Here is a 21,686-nt window from a genome sequence, read left to right as displayed (position 1 = left end):
GCTGCGCTGCGATCTTCTAAGCTGTAAGCTGTAAGCTGTAAGCTGTAAGCTGTAAGCGATTTTAGCCTAGCTTGGCCGTCTTCCACCTTCGACTTCCACCTTCCTCTCACTTCTTCCTCTTACTTCTTCCACCTTCCCCTTAGTTACTCCCCCTTCTGTAAAAACCGTTCCACCCGCTCTACTCGCCTTGGTTTGCCCTGCAATACTAAGGTATCCTGAGCCATTAACTTTTGCTGCGCCGATGGGTGGGCTATTTCCTGGCCCTGGCGACGAATCGCCAGTATCTCGACACGCTTGTCCTTGAGGTTTAACGCCTCTATGGTCTGTCCGGCGGCGAATGCATCATCATTTAACAAGGTAGCGTGAACAAACTCCAGGCGTTCAATGGCCCCGGCGCTCATATCAGTATCAACGCCCGGATAGAAACCATGTAATCGATTGTAATGATTCTTGCGTTCTGCCTGAATCTGTCGCACGATTCGCGAAAAAGGCACACCACTTAAGTTCAGTACCTGTGAGACCAGCATCAGGCTGCCTTCCAGTGATTCAGGTACCACTTCGTTGGCCCCGGCTTGCTGCAACTTGGTCAGTGCATCATCGTTACGGGTTCTTACCAGAATCTGCACATGCTCAGATAACGAGCGCACTTTCTGTACGACATCAAAGGATTGCTCCGGCGCACCGTAGGAAACCACCACCAGCTTTGCTTCGCTGATATTAGCAGCACGCAACACTTCCGCCTGTCGCGCCGATCCAAACAATACATTTTCTCCCGCCTCACGCGCCTCATTCACTCGTACCGGGTCGATGTCAATGGCAATAAAATCGATATTTTCCTGTTTTAAAAATCGACTCACGGTCTGTCCGACACGACCAAAGCCGCAGATAACCACATGATTACTCAGTGCCTGTTGTGGCTGCTCAATAACATCTTCATCGACGGCTGATTTATTATTCTCCAGCGTTAGCTTCACCGCCCAGCTTCTTGCCCGGTTGATCATAAACGGGGTGACGGCCATCGACAGGATGCCGGCACCAAGCAACACCGATGTAAGTTGCGAATCAAACAGGCCATTATTGGCGGCCAGCGCAATCAATACAAAGCTAAACTCCCCCATTTGTGCGAGCATGAATCCTGCAGCCCAGGAATCCTTAGCAGATTCACCGGCGCGAACGCCGAGCCAGCGAATCACCGAAATTTTGATCAATAGCGTCAATAGCAACACCAGGGCAATGCTGCCCGGTGACTGAAGCAATGCCTGCCAATCGAGTTTCATACCGACCGTGATAAAGAACAGGCCAAGCAGAATATCCCGAAATGGGCGAATGTCCGCTTCAAGTTGATACTTATACTGACTTTCACCTAGCATCATTCCCGCCAGGAACGCGCCCAACGCCATAGACAAGCCGAAAAACTGGGTAAGTGCGGCAGCCAATAGAGTGACTAATATCGTCGTGAGTACGAATAGCTCATCGGTGCGCACCTGGGCGACCACGTTAAAGATTCTGGGTAATAGCCAGCGTCCGGTGAACAGCAGCACAGCAACCACAAAGCTGCCTTTGACCAGTGCCAGTATCAAGGCGCTGAGCATCCCCCAGTCAAGCCCCTCCCCCAGCAAGGGGATTAAAATCAAGAATGGCACAACGGCGATGTCCTGGCACAATAATACGGCAACCGAAATCTGCCCGGAGCGCCGCTTAATCGAACCAGATTCAGACAATTGCCTGATTACTATCGCGGTTGACGACAGTGCCACAATCCCGCCAATAACAAATGCCGTGGGTAAGGAAATACCAAATAGCATCGCCAGCACGATAACAATCATCAGGGTTAGTCCGACCTGATTGCAGCCGATACCGGTCACCAGTTTGCGCATTGCCAGCAGTTTTGGTAGTGAAAATTCCAGGCCCAGGGTAAACAGCAAGAAGACAATACCCAGTTCCGCAATGTGCTCATAATCAGCCTCATCACCGGTTATGTTGAGGCCGTGTTCGCCAATCAGGGTACCCGCGACCAGATAGGCCAGAATTGCCGGCAACTGCCAGCGACGAAACAGCCAAACGACAATGACCGCCGCCACGAGTATGGTAAGAACCTGATAAAAATTACTCACTTAGGACCCTTTGTTGATATTGCGATTTACCCTGAAAGTGACTAGCGTATGTGCTAATCACAATCCATACTAAGTATCAGTGTAATTTACAACATTGTTAATTTATTCGACGTTGTTGTTTGAAGTTCGCCCCGGAACCTATGGTCAAACAAGAAAAAAACAACGACATTTCAAATAGAAAGAATTCCATCTTAGAGACTGATGTGGCCATAGACAAGCGCTTGCATCATGGATTCTTGCTCAACGAGGTGTTGATAAAACCCGACCTCGGAATCGTTATTCGCGATTCAGAACGATTTCACCTTGCTCCTAAGGCGATGGAAGTCTTGCTGTTGCTTGCCTCCAATCCCGCCAATATTGTCAGTTATCAGCAAATTCTATCTTTCGCCTGGGGCAGTACCGAAGCGTCGAAAAGTACCATTTCCCATACCATCAGTGAAATTCGCCAGGTTCTGGGAGACCCCAAAGAGTGTCCGGTAATTATCCAGACAATTCCGCGTAAGGGGTACCGCCTGCTGGTAAATCCAACGCCACTATCCGGTGATGAACTGAGCAACTTTGGCGCCGAGGGAGCCTCGCCCTGGAAGCTTTCGCTGGCCATGCTGAAAAGCAGTCGCCTGTTCAAAGTCAGTGCAGCCTACATTGTCTTTTCATGGATCATGCTGCAGGCGTTCGCGATTATTTTTCCAATTTTCGAGTTGCCTGACTGGACGTTAAAAGTCGCAACCCTGATTCTCATCGTCGGCTTTATCTTGGTAATCGTTTATTACTGGATTAGTGAAATTGATGCCCGCAGGCGGCTGGCAAAGGCGCGCTCGACCAAAGTCACACTAATAAAACAATTTATTTTTGATTCCCTGTTTGTCATGGGGGCGCTTGGCATTATTTTCCTCATCTCCACCCATTTGGTTGATAAAATTGATGAACAGGTGTCCAACACCCCACAATCGTTGCAATCCGATAATGTTAGCGTTAGAACCAATGCGGTCGCCGTGTTCCCGTTTACCAGAGCCGATGAATCCCTGAGCAAAGATTATTACCCGGTTACCGTTCAGGAAGAACTGGTCAATCACCTGGCTAAAAGTAAAGATATTGATGTTGCATCACTGCGATCTACAAACCTGTTAAACAATAACAGCGAATTAAAATTAATCAGGAAGCAACTGAATGTGAAATACCTGATCGAAGGAAAAATTACCGAAACCGACAAGCAAATTAAAATCAATGCCCGATTAACAGATACCGATACCGGATTTCAGCTGTGGCAGTCGCAAATATCGGGCTCCCGGGAGCAATTGCTACGGCTAAACCAGGAACTATTCCGAAAAGTTAACAATGCCCTGCTGTTGCTTATTACCGGAGATAAGGCCAGCTCCGAAAATAATGTCAGGCTAACGGAAAGTTTTGACGCATACGATGCCTACCTGCAGGGAAAAGCAATTTATCTGAACAATAAGGACCTCGTTTCCTTACGCACCGCTGAACAACACTTCACCCGCGCCCTGGCATTCGACAATGATTTCGCCCTGGCGGCTGCGGCCTTATGCAAAACCAACCTGGATATCTACACCATCAGCGAAACCATGGCGGAATATCAAAAAGCCAAAGAGTCATGCGAACTGACAGCCAGTTTCAAACAGACTGATGGCGAATCTCACCTGGCCCTCGGTAAGCTTTATCTTACCAATGGTCAATATCATCATGCTGTAGATCAGTTTGAAGCGGCTTTAGAGAGCGATGAAAAATTATCGGAAGCTATGTTTGAATTGGCGCAGACGTATCAGCAGCTTGAAGACCAGCAACAAGCCGAAAAATACTATCAACTGGCTATTCAAACGGAACCGGGATACTGGCGCAATTATTATGAATATGGTGCCTATCTGTTTGCGATTGGTGATTACACCAATGCCATTCCGCAATTAAAGAAAGTGGTGTTATTAAATCAAAACCTGGTTAATGCGCACAACGCCCTGGGGGCTTGCTATATGATGCTTTGGCAACTCGATAAAGCCATTGTCGAGTTTAACAAGGCCAGTGAAATCAAACCGAATTCCGCCGTGTTTTCCAATTTAGCCACCAACTACTTCTGGATGGGCGATTTTGAAAAGGCTGCTATCAATTATCAGAAAGCGTTGGATCTGACCCCGGAAAACTCGACCTTCTGGGGAAATTTAGCGGATGCGATAAAGTATGCCGGGAATAGTAACAAAGCCACACAGGCCTACCAGAAAGCCTTATACCATGCCAAACAAAGCGAACAGATCAATCCCCATAACATTAGTTTGAAAGCGCAAATCTCCCGCTATTACTCAGAATTAGGCGATTGTAAATTGGCTGCCAGTTATCAGGTCCCGGTGTTAAATTCGGATAATAAAGACCCACAGGTATTTTATGACCTGGCAATCGTGGCAAAGAATTGCCTGTCTGAAATCCAGATGAATGCCTTGCTCAGTAAAGCCGTTTCACTCGGTTACGATGTCAAAGTTATATTAGCGGATCCACAATTTTTAGACTATAAAGAAGAGCTTACAAGGAAATTTAATAGTGGTGATGTACAACTTCAGGGAAATTCGCACGGCGTCAATAACTAGGACGATAAACAAGTCCGGTTTCCAGTGCGAGAAATAACTTTAATTTCAAACCCGAGAACTAACCATGACCAAGTCATTACGCTTAACCTTTACCCTCCCTCTGGCATTTATTGCATCTTTTGTATTAGCGATAAGTAATGCCGTAGCGGATCAAACCGATCAAACACTGGTAATAGACATCGATCCGGTTACCAGTTGCGCAATATCCGTAACACTTGCCAACCCGGAAGATAACAACTGTAAAAAGCTGGATAAAAATCCCTGTGAGAATATCAAAGACTGTGTTTGCTCAGCTAAAGATAAAAAACTCAAGTGGACGGCCGATAGCCAGTACAAATACACACTTACGTTTCATCCAGTCACCTCTGCTGCGGATATGCCGGTAAACCCTAACGATGATTTTGAGCTGGCTCTGACCCCGTTTAAAGAGAAAGACAAAGACAGTGGCTGCTCTGCCACACTTGTTTCTTCCTCAGATGGGGTAATCGACTGTAAGGCGAAAAACAAGGGAACCTGGGATTATGACGTCAAAGTTGAAGGGTGTGCTGAAGGATTTGACCCGCGGGTTGTGATTCAAAACTAGACATTTAGCGACGGGCAGCTCGCCGCAGCGATAAAGAAAAGGCTATACCCCAAGGCTGAGGGCGAGCCTGGATAGTGCCTGCTCGCGTTCCGCTGCACTGAAGTCCTGACAAATCCTCGCTAACCTGAGAGCATCGGCGAATCGCTTGTCAGTCAGGCGATACACAGCTGTTGTTAAAAAGTCCTGATCAAGGCGATAGGTCAGTGCATAGAACTCTATCGCCTGTTGCACATCGCTAAATTCAGTGCCATCAAATTGAAATGACGATTGCGGATCATGATATTGAGTCTGGCCATTAAGTTCTAATGGCCAACCCGAAAAATTTACCCGATCGCGGGCGACTTCAAACATAAACCAGGCACTTCGGGCAAATCCTTCGAAATTGCCCCCTTCAAACCCGCTGTTTTCTAACTCTTCACGGGTCCAGTTCACACCAATTGCCAGGTCTTTACGATATAGTTTGCGAAGGCCGGCTTTGACCTTTTCCCGCACTGCATTGATGGGTAATTGTTTATGTTTATTGGCCAGCGGCAGGCACTCAAAGCAAGCCGGAATGGCCATGCCCTCGGCGGTGCCGGTTACATGACGTCGCTGTTTATCGGGAAAATTAAATACGCCCCCGGCTGGCTCTTTACAAAACCAGCAACAGTGCCGATAGGCAAACGGTACCTCTATCGGCGTAAAAGCAGGCTGGTTGTTACCAATATCCTGCCTCTCTTCCTGATGATGTGCTGCTGGAGAACCAGTATGATAAAACTCATCACTGTCGATAGCAGACAACAAGGTGGTTTTGGCTCGGCGACGATCGTTGACTGACATGGCATTAATTAACGGCTTGAGTAACGACTTTTGCGTTTAGGTTTACTCTTCGACGCTGCGGTTGTGCGTTTTTTCGCAATCGTCCGATTTTTATCACGGGTCTGCTGATAGCGATTTTTCGCCTCTGTTTTAATTGGCTTGTTAGTTTCCTTAGTGGCAATTTCAGCGGTCAGGTCAAATTCATAACCCGGTAAAACTACACGTTCGATTTTCTGTTCGATCAAGGCTTCAATATCCCCTAAAAACCGGTGGTCTTTGGGTGATACCAAGGAAATCGCCGTACCTGATTTTCCGGCACGGCCAGTGCGGCCAATACGGTGCACGTAATCTTCCGGTAAAAATGGCAAATGATAATTCACTACATATTGTAAATCGGCAATGTCGATGCCACGGGCCGCGACATCGGTTGCAACCATAACCCGGGCCCTGCCTTCGATAAATTCCTGCAGGGCTTTGTTGCGCGCTCCCTGTGACTTCTCGCCGTGGCACAATACGGTTTTTATGCCATCTAGCTTTAGTTCTTTAGCCAGTTCGTTAGCACTTTCCCGAGTACCGGCAAACACCATTACCTGGTGCCAGTTATTTTTGCCAATAAGCTCAGACAGCATCTCGCGCTTGCGACTTTCCTGCACCGGATAAACATATTGGCGAACTTTCTTCGCCGTTGCGTTTTGCTTCGCTGTTTCGATGATTCTTGGATGCTGTAAAAACTGTTGTGCCAGCGTTTTGACTTTATTGGAAAAGGTTGCCGAGAACAGCAGGGTTTGATGTGCTTGTTTAATCAACGACAAGACTTCTTCTATCGCCTTTAAAAAGCCCATATCCAACATACGATCGGCTTCATCAAGCACGACAAACTTAATTTGATTTAAACGCAGGGTACGGTTTTGTATGTGTTCCAATACCCGGCCTGGTGTGCCGACAACAATATCACTGCCCTGCTGTAAGCGCTTTTGTTGCTCGCTGTTACCAACGCCACCATAAACCAGAGTACTGGTTAATTCTGTATGTTGGCTGTATTGCTGGATATTTTCATGAACCTGTTTCGCCAGCTCGCGGGTGGGCGCCAGAATTAATGCCTTAACCCCCTGAACCTTGCCAGCATCAGCCTTAATCAATGATTCGAGTATGGGCAGGGAAAACGCAGCCGTTTTACCGGTTCCGGTTTGCGCACTGGCTAATACGTCCTGGCCAGTTCGAATCGCCGAAAACGATTTTTGCTGAATGGGGGTCAGGTTTTTATAGCCCATAGACTTTACCGCATCTAATAGCGGTGACGGCAGACCAATGGCATCAAAACTCATGGGTGATTCCTAATATTTAATGATGCGCGGATAATAGCAAATTACCCGCCAACTGTAGACTTTTAAAGCCGACTTATACGCAAATCTGTCAATATCGTTCAAACAGCATGAGTGATTTACCGTTAGCGATATCAAAGGTTACATCGCTTTAATGACGCCAGATATGTTTACTCAGGCGCATCTCCTGCTCCTGTTGCTCACTGATTTTAAATTCTGGTACGCGTCCGGCATCCAATTGCTGGTTATAATCTTTGGCAACAATGACCAGCGACTTAGTTAACAGGACAATGGCAGTCACATTAACGATTGTCATTAACCCAACACCAAAATCAGCCATTGCAATTACCTGTCCCAGGGTAGCCACAGAGCCATAAAAAATCATCACCAGGAATACGATATTAAAAAACAATTTGCCAAGCTTATTGTTCAGGCCAATAAACTTCAGGCTGTTCTCCGCGTAGGCATAATTGGCAACGATGGAAGTAAAACCGAAAAACAAAATGGCAATTGAAATAAAATCACTACCCCAGCCCCCTACCTGGTTGGCAAGGGCTTGTTGCGTCAGTTGGATACCAAATTCCTGACCAAGTGGAATACCAGACATTAGAATAATCAAAGCGGTGCAAGTGCAAAGTACAATAGTATCTATAAACACTCCCAACATTTGCACATACCCTTGCGACACCGGGTGCGGTGGATATGGTGTTGCAGCCGCTGCAGCATTAGGGGCACTCCCCATCCCAGCTTCGTTGGAATACAGACCGCGTTTCACACCTTGCATGATCGCAGCGCCAATAAGACCAGACCCGGCTTCTCTCAGGCCAAATGCAGACCCGACAATATCAGCAAACACACCGGGAACCGCACTAATATTCATCGCAATGACAATCGATGCGACCAGCACATAGGCAACGCCCATAACCGGCACCGCCAGCTCTGCGAAACGGGCGATATTTTTTAAGCCGCCCATGACAATAATGGCAGTAAACAGGGTAATAACGGTGCCTGTATACACAGGTTCGATACCGTAAGAACCGTTAAATGCGTCGCTAATCGAATTGGCCTGAACCGCACCAAAAACAAACCCATAGCCAAAGAACAGGCAGATGGAAAAGATTAACGCCATGGCGGGGCTTTTCAGCCCATTGCGCATGTAATAGGCCGGTCCTCCACGATAACTGCCAAGACTGTCTTTTTCTTTGTATAGTTGCGCCAATGTGCTTTCTGCAAACGCCGTTGCCATACCGACCAGGGCTATCACCCACATCCAGAAAACTGCACCAGGTCCTCCCAGTGAAATCGCGACAGCAACCCCCATCAGGTTACCGGTACCAACCCGGGCAGCCAATGTTGTACACAATGCCTGAAATGAAGAAATACTGGTGTTGTCGCCCTTGCGACTGTGACGCATCACCGTAAACATATGCAGAAAGTGGCGAAATTGCACCGCTTTGAGACGAACCGTAAACCAGATGCCTGCCAGGGCTAAAAGGTAAATGAGGACATAACCCCAGATGATATCATTCAAAAACGTAACTAGGTTATGGATCACAAACTTTCCTTACTTGTCATTAATGGCTTTATGACTCTGGCTGCCTGAGGGGCGGTATGCCTCGTATCAGATACTCAGCTAATGCTAGCGCAAAATTGCGACGATTGGCTGTGAAACTAAGCTGATATGAGGCAAAAGAAGCTGAATATTAACACATTTTTCAAGTAAGTGCTGAAGTCAGGATGGTTAAGTTCACCGCTTCGCGTTTTGTTGCTGCTCAAGTAACTGCTGTAAGTGTGTCAGTTGCTCCTGTAATGCATCAACCTGAGCCCGGGAAGCGGGTTCGCCTCCTTCCGCCGTTTCTCCGTGGCTGCTGGCACGCTGCAGTTCATGTTCTGCGCTCATCACTTCCAGTACAGTTCCAACCATCATATTCAGGAAGATAAACGCTGTCAGGAAGATAAAGGTCAAGTAGAAAATCCAGCTTAATGGGTACACCGCCATGGTTTCATACATGACGTCAGTCCAGTCTTCAAAGGTCGCCACCCGAAACAGGGTTAACAGGGCTACTGATACATCTCCCCACAAAAACTCATTGATATCATGGAAAATAATACTACCTATTGCCGCATAAATATAAAAAATCACAAACATTAACAAGGCGATATAGGTCATTTGTGGAATGGCTTTAATTAACGCGTTAATTAACATGCGCAATTCCGGTACCATAGATACCAAACGTAACACCCTGAATACCCGCAACAGTCGGGCGAGCAATACCCCTGAACCTCCATCAGGGATTAAAGAGCCAATCACGATGATGGTATCGAAAATATTCCAGCCCTTTTTAAAAAACTCTGACTTACGCTCTGTCGCCAGATAGCGAATAACAATTTCAACGGCAAAAAATATGGTTACCGTAACATCAAGAATGCCGAGAAAGTCCACCAAGGGCTCAGGCAGGTCGTGAGTCTTAGCACCAATCAACAAGGCAGAAATTACAATGACGGCAATTACAGTCCCCTGAAAAAGTTTACTGGAATCGATTATTTTTAAGGTGTTTTGCAAACGCGCAATGGTCTCGGACATCGGTTGAAAAAATCCACTGAAAAAAGATAGGGGGGTTATAAAAACTGTCACCATTAAAATCAAGAAAAACTTGGCTTTTGCGTCGTTTTTAGGCGTAATAAGGCGCTTTCTTAATATTTTTCGAGATAACAGAGTCTAATGACGATCAGGCATGTGTTAGAACTAATTTTACTAGCGGCAATCTGGGGCGCTTCATTTTTGCTGATGCGCATCGCATCACCAGAGCTAGGCCCGGTGCCGTTAATCGCACTGCGCACCGGAATTGGTTTTATTGTCTTACTACCGTTTTTATTGCATCTGAACAAACAACGGCAACTCATTCAGCATGGCTGGCCGATTTTTGTGGTTGGCATGACGAACACTGCCATTCCTTTTGTCTTGTTTGCATTTGCTACGCTCACCCTGAACGCTGGCCTGACATCGGTATTAAATTCTACCGCGCCAATTTTTACCGCAATTATTGCTTTTATATGGCTCAGGCAAACGCTTAATGGTTATCAGGTCATCGGATTGTTACTCGGTCTGTCAGGGGTAATGGCGTTATTTGCCGGTAAAGGGAATTTTTCTCTCGACAGTACCGCCTACGCTTTGTTTGCGGCTCTTTGTGCCACCCTGCTATACGGTTATGCCGCTTGTTTTACCCAGCGTTATCTTAAAGGAGTATCATCATTAGCCATCGCCGCCGGAAGCCAGTTGTTCGCTACCCTGGTACTGATCCCCTTCGCGATACCATTCTGGCCGGAACAATCAGTCAGCGCCAATAGCTGGCTTGCCAGCATCATACTCGGTGTGGTTTGTACAGCGCTGGCGTACATATTATATTTTCGTTTGCTGGAACAACTAGGTCCCGCCAAAGCAATCTCCGTGACTTACCTGATACCGGTATTTGGAACCTTGTGGGGTATGCTGTTGTTGGATGAAGATTTGACCATATGGATGCTTATCGGCGCCGCCCTGATATTAATCGGCGTTGGCCTTACCAATAGAAAATCCAGACGTTGATTTTTCTGCGCTAACCAGCGCTCCGTAATTACCAATTAATCAGTTAAAAGTTGCGAAATCAATAAGATCCGTTAAAGTAAAACGGTAACCTGGCGCTTCGCTTGAGTCGCCATCATATCGGTAGATACATGTTGACCTATTTAAAAATACTAACCAAAAAAAATCTCAGCGCTGATGCCATCACCAATTTCCAGTGTCAATTTCGAAACTGTCAGGTGGACCTGAAAAACCAGCAATCGTTTCGTAACGTTATGCATTTAAGCCACGATCAACCTTTACCTATCAGTTACGAATTTATCACCGCATTTCCTTATATTTTGAAAGTCAGTGCCGATAAGCGCTTTGCGTACTCGGCGCTCGGGTTAGTGCATTTATCCAGTGAATTCCAATGTTTTCAGGAACTAGATCGCACCGCTGAGTTTGATCTCAACATTGATGTTATTCAGGATATTGAGCATGCAAAAGGCAAAGCCGTAAAAATGGTTATTGAGTTTTACCAGGACAACAAGCTCTGCGTGCGAAATACCAATTTGATGCTTAAAAAATCGAAACATTTGGGGGAACAACGCCCTCAGCAAGCACCGAAAATGTTTCAGCAGGAGTATTTCCTGTTACTTAATCACAAGCTGGCACGCCGTTACGCCAGTATCAGCGGTGATTATAACCCGATCCACATGTATGATTTTACGGCACGTTTATTTGGCTTTGACCACGCTATCATTCATGGCATGTATCTGGCTCACCGATTACTACTCGATAAAAAAGTGGAAACTGACCATTGCCGGATCAGTTTTAAAAAACCCTGCAAACTGCCAGCTAAGGTCGGTGTCTGTCGTCAGGAACAACAACTATATGCCTTTAGTAACGGTGATCAATTACATATGGAGATTGAGCTACTGTCTACCGATGAAGCCTGAACAATATTGATAAATTAGCGGTGAAAGTCTATAAGCTATTCATAACCTTAATAAGATGAATACGACTATGGATAGCAAAAACCGCCTCAGCAAAACTCCCTATTTGGCTCTGCCCTGCTGTTTAATGCTGCTGATCTCAGCCTGCCAGTCTCCTTCCGCAGTCACCGATTATGACATTAACAAAGACTTTTCGAGCATCACCGAATTTAGTCAGGGGCCAAGTCAACAAGGGATTAAGAATGATGATTTAACCGATCAACGGTTAACTGCGGCTATTGCCAGGCAGTTGCAGGCTAAAGGACTTAGCCTGAGTGATAATACGCAGTCCGGCTCACATGTTGTTGTCAGCCATTTTCTCACCACCCATACCAAACAGAATAACCCGTCCTTTAATATCGGTTTTGGTACCGGCCGTATTAGTTCCGGCAGTTCGGTTGGCGTCGGCGTCAACACGTCAATTCCGGTCTCTGGCAGGGAAACGGTAGAAGTCAGGGTTACCATCGACTTTCATCAACAGGGGAAACTGGTTTGGCGCGGTTATGATACCTTTGACGCCAAAGGCAGTGACAGCCCACAAAAACGGCAACAGGATATCGACGCGGCTGTGGCTAATATTCTTAGTCAGTACCCGCCGGGCCAGAAAGGCGAATAAGGGTGATAATAGCCAACGAGGGGTGTCTAAGGGTGTCAACGAAGACCTGAGCGGGCAGCCCGTTGTCGCTTGCAGCCTGCCGCTTCTTTCCAATCAAAGTGATTGGAAAGCTTATAAATTCCTGATATTTATTTGCTCGCCTTTTAATTTTGCCTGACGCTCGCGTTCCTGACGCTTTTCACATGGGTTGTCGCAATTACAGGCCTTATCGATACCTAAGGTCGATAAGCCGCCACAACTGCCAGCCAGACTCTTTTGCTGAATAATATAACCTACCGCCATCGCCGCAACGATGATTAGGAAGAATGCAAATGTAATTAAAAATACAGACATAAACCTTTTACCTGCTATTCAGCAATCAATTGTTCAAAAGCATCGGTCGACTGCTCTTGGAAACCTTGTTCAGTTTTTGAAATTAAATACACCGCCAAACGGTGCTGTTGGGCAAACGTGAAACCCTTTTCCGGCCCCATAACTTCGATCGCCGTTGCCAACCCGTCAGCGGTCATTGCTGATGGATGCACAACCGTTACCGATACCAGCTTATGATTGATAGGCCAACCGCTCGCCGGATCGATAGTGTGGGAATAACGTACACCATCGACTTCGAAATAATTACGATAATCACCGGATGTCGCCACCGCATTATCGCCGGGTATTATAACTTTTTGAACGGCGCGTGTCCCGGAAATCGGTTTTTCTACAGCGATTCTCCAGGATTTGTTATCAATTTTGTTACCTTTAATACGCATTTCACCGCCGATATCGACTAAATAATCGTGATATCCTTTTTGCTCAAGTAACTCAGCAACCTTATCAACCGCATACCCTTTCGCAATCGCGGATAAATCGACATACAATTCATCCTGCTGTTTGCGTAGTACATTACCTTGCAAGTTAAGCTTATTGATGCCAGTTTTATCCATAGCCGCAGCGATTTCCTGCTCCGAAGGGATTGTTTCCGGACGGTTTTCAGGCCCAAAACTCCACAGGTTCACTAGCGGGCCAACCGTAACATCAAGACTTCCCTGTGTAAGCTGGGCAAGACGAACAGACTCATTAAGAACCACCAGCAGCTCATCGGAAATGGTATAAGTTTTCCCGGCACTGCCCTGATTTATCAGCGATAACTCAGAGGCCTTGTCCCAGGTCGACATTTTTTTATTTAACGAAACCAGCAGTTCATCAACATCTGCAGCTAAATTGGATTCTTCAACTTGTTGCTTATTGGCAATCAGTTTCACCGTATACACGATCGGCCCCATGGTATAGCCGGTTATCTGCAGCTCTTGTAACCTGGAAGTGTCATCGACCGTTTTTTGCTGCGGCTCCGTACAAGCCAGCAGAAAGGTGGTTGTGAGTAATAGAAGAATGGGATATTTGAAAAAACGCAAGTGAATACCTTCGCGAACAGACATCAATAATTTCGGCTAATTATATAATACTATGACGTACACTACGAAAACGTTTTGACTTACAAGATTAAAAAACAGAAAAGCCGCTAAAAGCGGCTTTTCAAGTACGGATTCGATTAGCGGAAATTAACCACCAAAGTCATCCAGCATGATGTTTTCATCTTCAACACCTAAGTCTTTCAGCATACCGATAACGGCTGCGTTCATCATAGGTGGACCACACATGTAGAACTCACAGTCTTCTGGTGCTTCATGATCACGTAGATAGTTTTCATAAAGAACATTGTGGATGAAGCCTGTGTAACCTTCCCAGTTATCTTCTGGTTGCGGGTCAGACAATGCCACATGCCAGTCAAAGTTTTCGTTTTCAGCAGCAAGGCCGTTGAAATCGTCTTCATAGAACATTTCACGTAAAGAACGTGCACCGTACCAGAAGCTGATCTTACGCTTAGACTGAAGACGCTTTAACTGATCGAAAATGTGTGAACGCATTGGCGCCATACCAGCACCACCACCGATAAATACCATTTCTGCATCGGTGTCTTTAGCGAAGAACTCACCAAATGGACCAGAGATAGTGACTTTATCACCGGCTTTCAGGCTCCAGATGTATGAAGACATTTTACCCGCAGGCAGAGACAGGTTATTAGGCGGCGGCGTAGCGATACGCACGTTCAGCATAATAATGCCTTCTTCTTCCGGGTAGTTTGCCATTGAGTATGCACGCAATGTATCGGTGTCCACTTTAGATTCAATATCAAAGAATCCAAAACGTTCCCAGTCACCACGATATTCTTCAGGAATATCGAAGTCTTTATATTTAACATGGTGAGCAGGCGCTTCAATCTGGATGTAACCACCAGCACGGAAAGGTACTGATTCACCAGCTGGGATACCAAGTTTCAATTCTTTGATAAAGGTCGCTTTGTTATCGTTAGAGATAACTTCACATTCCCATTGCTGAACACCGAAGATTTCATCTTCAAGTTCAATATCCATGTCCTGCTTAACGTTTACCTGACAAGATAAACGACAGCCTTCTTTTGCTTCACGCTTGGTAATATGACCAAGTTCAGTTGGCAGGATATCACCACCGCCTGAATGCACGTGTACACGACACTGGCCACAGGTACCACCGCCACCACAGGCAGATGGTACGAAAATGCCCTGGTTCGCTAACACGCCCAGTAGCTTGCCACCCGCAGCAGTCGTTACCGCTTTTTCCGGATCGCCATTAATTGAAATGGTAACGTCACCGCTGGCCACAAGTTTGGACTTGGCAAATAGAATTACCAGTACCAATGCCAGTACGATTGCGGTAAACATCGTTACGCCGAGAACAATTTCCATCGACTTTTCCTTTAAACTTCATTTTAGGCCAGTCTGAAAGCTGGCCTGTCTAAACTTTATAACGAGATACCACCGAAGGATAGAAAGCCGAAAGCCATCAAACCTGCAGTAATAAACGTAATTCCTAAACCTTTCAAACCATCTGGTACGTCTGAGTACTTCATCTTCTCGCGCAAACCAGCTAGCAATACGATAGCTAATGCCCAGCCAACACCAGAACCCAGGCCGTAAACAACACTCTCACCCAGGGTCAGGTTCTTCGCGACCATGAACGACACTGCACCAAAGATTGCACAGTTAACGGTGATAAGCGGTAAGAAAATACCCAAAGCGTTATAAAGCGGTGGGAAGTACTTATCTAATGCCATCTCCAGGATTTGCACCAATGCCGCAATAACTCCGATAAAGGTGATAAACGACAGGAAGCTCAAGTCTACAGACTCTGCCGGGTCAGTGATCCCTAACACACCATCCAATGCACCTGGCGCCAGGATACCTTGATAGATGATTTGGTTAACCGGAACCGCGATACCCAGTACCACGATAACCGCAACACCAAGGCCAATGGCGGTGCTGACTTTTTTCGATACTGCCAGGAATGTACACATCCCCAGGAAGAAACTCAGGGCGAGGTTCTCGATGAATATCGTTTTAATAAAAAGACTTAAATAATGTTCCATGAGTCTCTAGTCCTTCTCAACTTGCTCTGGTTTGAACTGACGAATAGCCCAGATGATCAAACCAATAATGAAGAATGAACTGAATGGCAATACCAACAGACCGTTCGCCTGATACCAGCCACCGTTTTGAATCAATGGCAGGATTTCATAACCCAGTAAGGTACCAAAACCCAGTAATTCACGTACTGTTGCAACTAGGATAAGGATCAGGCCGTAACCTAAACCGTTACCGATACCATCAAGGAAAGAAACCACAGGTTTTTCTTTCATTGCGAACGCTTCCGCGCGGCCCATTACGATACAGTTTGTAATAATCAGACCAACGAATACCGCCAGTTCTTTTGAAAGCGCATAAGAGAAGGCTTTCAGAACCTGGTCAACCACGATTACCAGTGATGCGATAATTGCCATTTGCACGATGATACGCACACTGGATGGGATGTGGTTACGAATAATCGAAATAAACAGGTTAGAAAACGCAGTTACGAAAATAACCGCAGCGGTCATAACCAGGGCGTTAACCATAGAGCTTGTTACTGCCAGGGCAGAACAAATACCCAGAACCTGCAGGGCAATCGGGTTATTGTCTACGATCGGAGACGTTAATACCTTTTTGCTTGAATTAGCGTCACTCATTAGTTCAGCCCTCCATTACGGTAATTTTCGATGAATGGACCGTAGCCCTCGTCACCAAACCAGAATACGAATGTTTTCTCAACACCAACACTGGTCAAGGTTGCACCGGATAGAGCATCAACACCGTGGATGTCGCCCTGTTTTGCGCCACCTTTAACGATCTTGATAGCAACATCGCCTTGCTCGTCAAAAAGCTTTTTGCCAGGCCATAAAGCTTTCCAGTTCGGGTTAAGTACTTCCGCACCCAGGCCCGGAGTTTCTTTGTGATCTGAGTAGATAACACTTTTAACGGTGTTTAAATCTTTCTCTAAACCCACATAACCGTGCATCAGGTCCCAAAGGCCAGAACCCACGATAGGCAGAACAACAGATTCAACTTGACCTGCATCGTTTTTCACCAGGTAAACCACTGAATTGTCAGCGCGGCGATTAATTCCAGCGATGTCGTTTTCAGGCTTAGACGATTTTTGCGGATCACGTGCTTCGCGACGCTCATCAAAGGTGCTTGCATCGCCTTCGATAAATTCACCGGAATCAAGATCAATAAGTTTTGCTTCAACATACTTGTTGTATGTACCAACAATATCTTTACCGGCCTGGTCTAATAAACCCGAGGCTTCAAGAATTTTGGTCTGCTTATCAAGCAACTTATTAGCTTTTTGCAACGGCTTTAACTGTACCGCGGAAACGGATACTAGGGCCGCACACACCAGACATACGGCAACAACGAAACCAACCGTTTTGCCAAAAGTTTCTTTATTACTAGACATTACGTGCAAGTCTCCGTTTCACGTTGGCCTGAACTACAAAGTAGTCAAACAGTGGTGCAAACAAGTTCGCGAATAGGATTGCCAGCATCATACCTTCCGGGAATGCCGGGTTAACTACACGGATTAGAACAACCATGATACCTACCAGCGCACCGAAGAAGTATTTACCTGTATTAGTAAATGACATGGTTACCGGATCGGTCGCCATGAACATCATACCGAAGGCAAAACCACCTACGACTAAGTGCCAGTACCAAGGCATTGCAAACATTGCATTGGTGTCACTACCGATGGTGTTGAACAACCAGGCAGTTGCCACCATCCCTAAGAACACGCTCAGAACGATACGCCATGAAGCGATACCTTTATAAAGGATGTAAGCGCCACCAAGGAAAATCATTGCTGTTGATACTTCACCCATAGAGCCTGGAATCAGACCCCAGAAAGCGTTCCACCAGTCCTGGTTAATGGCATAAGAAATCTCACCCGCTTGTGCTGCTGCGCCAGCGGCAAGAGCCGTTGCACCGGTATAACCGTCTACTGCAACCCATACCGCGTCACCAGAAATCTCAGCTGGATAAGCGAAGAACAGGAACGCACGACCGGCAAGAGCCGGGTTCAGGAAGTTTTTACCCGTACCACCAAAAATCTCTTTGGCGATAACCACACCAAAGGTGATACCTAAAGCTACCTGCCATAATGGAATGGAAGCCGGAAGGATCAGGGCGAATAGAATAGAGGTTACGAAGAAACCTTCGTTAACTTCATGCTTACGTACCGCTGCGAATAATACTTCCCAGAAACCACCAACGATAAAAGTTGTGGCGTATATCGGCAGGAAGAACATTGCACCGTACAGCATAAGCTGGAACCAGCTCGCATCAGCGCCAAGGCTACCACCTAGTGCTTCGAACAGGCCAACCTGCCAAACGTCAGGTAATGCAAAACCAGCCGCTAAGGCTTCATTTGCCTGAAAACCGATGTTGTACATACCCCAGAACATTGCCGGGAACACAGCCAACCAGACGGTGATCATGATACGTTTCAAATCGATGCTGTCACGAATGTGAGTCTTACCCTTGGTCACATAACCAGGAGTAAATAAACCCGTAGCAATGGCTTCATATAATGCGAACCATTTCTCGTGTTTACCGCCTTTTTCAAAATGCGGTTCGATATCTTCAATAAAAGTTTTTAAGCCCATGTCTAACCTTCCTTCTCAATCGTGGTTAGGCAATCACGCAATAGTACGCCGTAGTCAGTCTTACCCGGACATACGAAAGTACATAGTGCCAAATCTTCTTCATCCAGCTCTAATGCGCCCAGAGACTGAGCACCGTCAGTATCACCAGCACATAAATCGCGTAGTAATAAGGTCGGCAGGATATCTAATGGCATCACACGCTCATAGTTTCCGATTGGAACCATGGCACGAGGGCTACCATTGGTGGTTGTAGTCATATTGAACACTTTGTTACGGAAGAAGTGGCTCATGTAAGCACGAGTAACAGAGAATTTGTTCGGACCTGGGTACATGTAACCAATGAACTCTTTCTCACGACCTTCAAGCAATGCGCTCACCTGTACATGATAACGACCCAGATAAGCATGAACTGCTTTCGCCTGGGTACCGTTTAAAAGAGAACCGGATACAATACGAACTTCACCATCGTTTAATTGACCAGCGGTAAGCTCATCCGTATTTGCACCTAATATTGTGCGAACCAGACGCGGTTCTTTCACCGCAGGACCGGCAAGTGCTACAACACGCTCGACGTTCAGTTTACCTGTGGTAAATAACTGACCAATGGCGATAACGTCCTGATAACCGACATGCCAGACAACTTTTTCCGCAGAAACCGGACGCAGGTGGTGGATATGAGTACCAACCAGTCCAGCCGGGTGCTTACCACCGAATTCATTTACCTCGACACCATCGGTGACCGGGATATCGGTACCTGGCGCCTTGGAAACAAAAAGTTTACCTGATGTAAGGCGAGCAAGTACCTGCAAACCATATTTGAAGTCTTGCGCTTGTTCGTTAATGATTACCGCAGGATCTGCCGCTAACGGGTTAGTATCCATAGCACTGATGAAGATGGCCACTGGCTCAGAACCCAACGCAGGGATCTTGCTGAATGGACGAGTTCGGATAGCTGTCCACAAACCTGAGTTCACAAGGTTTGCTTCAACATCTTCGCGAGCTAAAGACGATAACTGATCAACAGAGTATGCGTTGAAGGTTTCTTCTTCGTCACCTTCCACTTCAATCACAACCGACTGAAGTACACGCTTTTCACCGCGATTAATTTCTTTAACAACACCCGCTGCGGAGGCTGTGAACTTAACGCCAGGGTTCTTTTTGTCTTCAAACAAAGCCTGACCTTTTTTAACGCGATCACCTACCCGAACATACATGGTAGGGCGCATGCCCACAAACTCTTCACCAAGCGCTGCGACGGTTTTGATGGCAGGACCATCTGAGATTACTTGCTGGGGAGCTCCACTAACCGGAACATCCAGACCCTTTTTTATTGGAATCATAACCACTTGCACTACTTTAATAGGAGTTTAAAACCAGAGACGATAAGGCCCCTGGCCCAGTGTTTCCCGAAAACAACTGCATTAAAAATCAAACAGTTGATAAACAGGAGATTTAACTAAAATTTTTTCGGCGCGAATTTTAGCACGAAACAGCCTTTAATTTCCATTGCCGATGCGCGATTAAATCGTTTTAAATTGGTATTAATTATTGTTGGAGAGGTGCTGAGATGCGAGCTGCAGATGATAAACAGCGAAAACGTCTAAATATGAATAGGACTAAAGAACTATTATCTGAATTATAGAAAAAGGGCAGATAAAAAACTGCCCTTTTATCATTCAGGTAGCATTAACCTATATTAGGACTCTAATTGATTAATGCTAACGACAGGGCTGACATCCTGATCATAATCGACATGCTCGATACCGAAACCAAACAAGCGCAGGAACTCATTGTGGTAGCCTTTATAATCAGTCAACTCATCAATGGTTTCTGTTGTAACCTGATCCCAAAGTACCTGTACCCGATCCTGCACCGAGTCTTCCAGTTCTTTCACGTTCTGACGTAAGCGCCCTGCTTCGTCCAGGGTTGGATTTTCACCATAAAGGTTATCGCGGAACAGGCCTTGAATCTGTTCGATACAACCTTCATAGGTGCCGTCTTCTTTCATCACTTTGAACAGTGCGGAAATATATAGCGGCATAATCGGAATCGCTGAACTTGCCTGAGTGACCACCGCATTCAGTGATGTCACAAATGCCTGTCCATTAAGGTCTGCATTGGCAGCGTTGATTGCTGAAGCGGCGCGGTCTAAGTCTTCTTTCGCGCGGCCGATTGTTGCCTTACCATAAATTGGCCAGGTGAGTTTCTTGCCAATGTAGGTGTAGGCAACGGTTTTAAAGCCATCGGCTAATACGCCGGCACCTTTTAACGCATTCAACCACAGTTCCCAGTCTTCACCGCCCATCACTTTGATAGTACCGGCAATTTCTTCTTCATTCGCCGCTTCTACAGACACTTCGTCAATAATGCGCTTGCTGGTATTTAAATTCTTGGTGGTCACATCCTGGCCAATTGGCTTTAGGGTCGACGAGTATACTTCACCGCTATCCGGATCGGTGCGACGTGGCGAGGCCAGGGAATATACAACCAGGTCAATCTGACCCAGGTCTTGTTTGATCAGGTCGATAGTTTGCTGTTTAATTTCGTGGGAAAATGCATCACCATTGATGTTTTTTGACCATAAACCGTCTTTTTCAGCCGCTTGCTGGAACGCTGCCGTGTTATACCAGCCAGCGGAAGCGGTGCGTTTTTCGCTAGGCTCTTTCTCAAAAAATACCCCTAAGGTTTTGGCACCACTACCAAACGCTGCAGTGATACGAGATGCCAGGCCATAGCCAGTTGATGCGCCAATCACCAATACGTTTTTCGGTTTTTGGTTCGCCTGCGGCTGTGATTTTACGTACTCAATCTGTTCATTAACATGGGCAGCACACCCGACTGGATGGGCGTTAGTACAAATAAATCCACGGATTTTCGGTTGGATAATCATATAAAGGTTAACCTTATGCTGTTAAATTCTTTTTTCCAAATTGCGCTTATGATACCTAAGCTTGAAGACAAATGAGGTCAGAGCAGACAGATTATCTGCTTGTTATACCAATCCCATTAAATTATTGCTCACTCAGTGAGAATTTAAAGGCGTTTAGACAAGGCTTTGATTGCAGAGA

The 21,686-nt window shown here is 46.2% G+C and carries 19 protein-coding genes; 5 read left to right on the top strand and 14 right to left on the bottom strand.

The window, feature by feature from the left end; genetic code table 11:
* Nucleotides 1–143: 143 nt before the first annotated feature.
* Nucleotides 144–2,114, bottom strand: coding sequence for a monovalent cation:proton antiporter family protein (locus E8M12_RS09545; RefSeq protein ID WP_136735928.1), 1,971 nt, complete (start codon nucleotides 2,112–2,114; stop codon nucleotides 144–146).
* Between the two features lie 203 nt (nucleotides 2,115–2,317).
* Between E8M12_RS09545 and E8M12_RS09540 the strand changes: the two genes are divergently transcribed.
* Nucleotides 2,318–4,705 (top strand): tetratricopeptide repeat protein, encoded by a 2,388-nt coding sequence (locus E8M12_RS09540; RefSeq protein WP_169303100.1) that lies wholly within the window; start codon nucleotides 2,318–2,320, stop codon nucleotides 4,703–4,705.
* Nucleotides 4,706–4,769: 64 nt separating this feature from the next.
* Nucleotides 4,770–5,288, top strand: a complete 519-nt coding sequence (locus E8M12_RS09535; protein WP_136735926.1) for a hypothetical protein — start codon at nucleotides 4,770–4,772, stop codon at nucleotides 5,286–5,288.
* A gap of 42 nt (nucleotides 5,289–5,330) precedes the next feature.
* Here the strand turns inward: E8M12_RS09535 and E8M12_RS09530 are convergent, their stop codons facing one another.
* From E8M12_RS09530 to E8M12_RS09515, 4 genes are all read right to left on the bottom strand, one after another.
* On the bottom strand, nucleotides 5,331–6,107 hold the full coding sequence (locus E8M12_RS09530) for a hypothetical protein (RefSeq protein WP_136735925.1): 777 nt from the start codon (nucleotides 6,105–6,107) through the stop codon (nucleotides 5,331–5,333).
* Between the two features lie 8 nt (nucleotides 6,108–6,115).
* A complete protein-coding gene (locus tag E8M12_RS09525) occupies nucleotides 6,116–7,411 on the bottom strand; it encodes a DEAD/DEAH box helicase (RefSeq protein WP_136735924.1) in 1,296 nt (431 codons plus the stop codon).
* 148 nt (nucleotides 7,412–7,559) lie between these two features.
* Nucleotides 7,560–8,963, bottom strand: a complete 1,404-nt coding sequence (locus E8M12_RS09520) for an alanine/glycine:cation symporter family protein (RefSeq protein ID WP_211245024.1) — start codon at nucleotides 8,961–8,963, stop codon at nucleotides 7,560–7,562.
* Nucleotides 8,964–9,155: 192 nt separating this feature from the next.
* On the bottom strand, nucleotides 9,156–9,992 hold the full coding sequence (locus tag E8M12_RS09515) for an ion transporter (protein WP_136735923.1): 837 nt from the start codon (nucleotides 9,990–9,992) through the stop codon (nucleotides 9,156–9,158).
* A 138-nt stretch (nucleotides 9,993–10,130) separates the two neighbouring features.
* Here E8M12_RS09515 and E8M12_RS09510 point away from each other — a divergent pair, with 138 nt between their 5' ends.
* From E8M12_RS09510 to E8M12_RS09500, 3 genes are all read left to right on the top strand, one after another.
* Entirely contained in the window at nucleotides 10,131–10,994 is an 864-nt protein-coding gene (locus E8M12_RS09510) for a DMT family transporter (RefSeq protein ID WP_136735922.1), read from the top strand.
* A 128-nt stretch (nucleotides 10,995–11,122) separates the two neighbouring features.
* Nucleotides 11,123–11,911, top strand: a complete 789-nt coding sequence (locus E8M12_RS09505; protein WP_136735921.1) for a MaoC/PaaZ C-terminal domain-containing protein — start codon at nucleotides 11,123–11,125, stop codon at nucleotides 11,909–11,911.
* Nucleotides 11,912–11,978: 67 nt separating this feature from the next.
* Nucleotides 11,979–12,563, top strand: coding sequence for a DUF4136 domain-containing protein (locus E8M12_RS09500; protein ID WP_169303098.1), 585 nt, complete (start codon nucleotides 11,979–11,981; stop codon nucleotides 12,561–12,563).
* A gap of 111 nt (nucleotides 12,564–12,674) precedes the next feature.
* Here the strand turns inward: E8M12_RS09500 and nqrM are convergent, their stop codons facing one another.
* The 9 genes from nqrM to fabV all read right to left on the bottom strand — a co-directional run bounded on the left by nqrM (nucleotide 12,675) and on the right by fabV (nucleotide 21,508).
* Nucleotides 12,675–12,896 carry a (Na+)-NQR maturation NqrM gene (nqrM, locus tag E8M12_RS09495; RefSeq protein WP_136735919.1) on the bottom strand — a complete coding sequence of 74 codons (222 nt, stop codon included), beginning with the start codon at nucleotides 12,894–12,896 and terminating at the stop codon, nucleotides 12,675–12,677.
* 14 nt (nucleotides 12,897–12,910) lie between these two features.
* Entirely contained in the window at nucleotides 12,911–13,981 is a 1,071-nt protein-coding gene (locus E8M12_RS09490) for an FAD:protein FMN transferase (protein ID WP_136735918.1), read from the bottom strand.
* A 123-nt stretch (nucleotides 13,982–14,104) separates the two neighbouring features.
* The gene (gene nqrF, locus E8M12_RS09485; protein WP_136735917.1) at nucleotides 14,105–15,328 is read right to left on the bottom strand and encodes an NADH:ubiquinone reductase (Na(+)-transporting) subunit F; all 1,224 of its coding nucleotides are present in this window, start codon (nucleotides 15,326–15,328) and stop codon (nucleotides 14,105–14,107) included.
* Nucleotides 15,329–15,384: 56 nt separating this feature from the next.
* Nucleotides 15,385–16,008: an NADH:ubiquinone reductase (Na(+)-transporting) subunit E gene (gene nqrE, locus E8M12_RS09480; RefSeq protein ID WP_136735916.1), complete on the bottom strand. Its 624-nt coding sequence runs from the start codon at nucleotides 16,006–16,008 to the stop codon at nucleotides 15,385–15,387.
* Nucleotides 16,009–16,014: 6 nt separating this feature from the next.
* A complete protein-coding gene (locus tag E8M12_RS09475; RefSeq protein WP_136735915.1) occupies nucleotides 16,015–16,644 on the bottom strand; it encodes an NADH:ubiquinone reductase (Na(+)-transporting) subunit D in 630 nt (209 codons plus the stop codon).
* Nucleotides 16,644–17,414, bottom strand: a complete 771-nt coding sequence (locus E8M12_RS09470; RefSeq protein WP_136735914.1) for a Na(+)-translocating NADH-quinone reductase subunit C — start codon at nucleotides 17,412–17,414, stop codon at nucleotides 16,644–16,646. The genes E8M12_RS09475 and E8M12_RS09470 overlap by 1 nt, the downstream gene beginning before the upstream one ends.
* On the bottom strand, nucleotides 17,407–18,618 hold the full coding sequence (locus E8M12_RS09465) for an NADH:ubiquinone reductase (Na(+)-transporting) subunit B (protein WP_136735913.1): 1,212 nt from the start codon (nucleotides 18,616–18,618) through the stop codon (nucleotides 17,407–17,409). The genes E8M12_RS09470 and E8M12_RS09465 overlap by 8 nt, the downstream gene beginning before the upstream one ends.
* 2 nt (nucleotides 18,619–18,620) lie before the next feature.
* On the bottom strand, nucleotides 18,621–19,958 hold the full coding sequence (locus E8M12_RS09460; protein WP_136735912.1) for a Na(+)-translocating NADH-quinone reductase subunit A: 1,338 nt from the start codon (nucleotides 19,956–19,958) through the stop codon (nucleotides 18,621–18,623).
* Between the two features lie 356 nt (nucleotides 19,959–20,314).
* A complete protein-coding gene (gene fabV / locus E8M12_RS09455; protein WP_136735911.1) occupies nucleotides 20,315–21,508 on the bottom strand; it encodes an enoyl-ACP reductase FabV in 1,194 nt (397 codons plus the stop codon).
* Between the last annotated feature and the right edge of the window lie 178 nt (nucleotides 21,509–21,686).

Source organism: Thalassotalea mangrovi (genome assembly GCF_005116735.1).
GTDB lineage: Bacteria > Pseudomonadota > Gammaproteobacteria > Enterobacterales > Alteromonadaceae > Thalassotalea_A > Thalassotalea_A mangrovi.
Note: the sequence above shows the minus strand (reverse complement) of the source record. Positions and strands in the feature narration are given on the sequence as shown.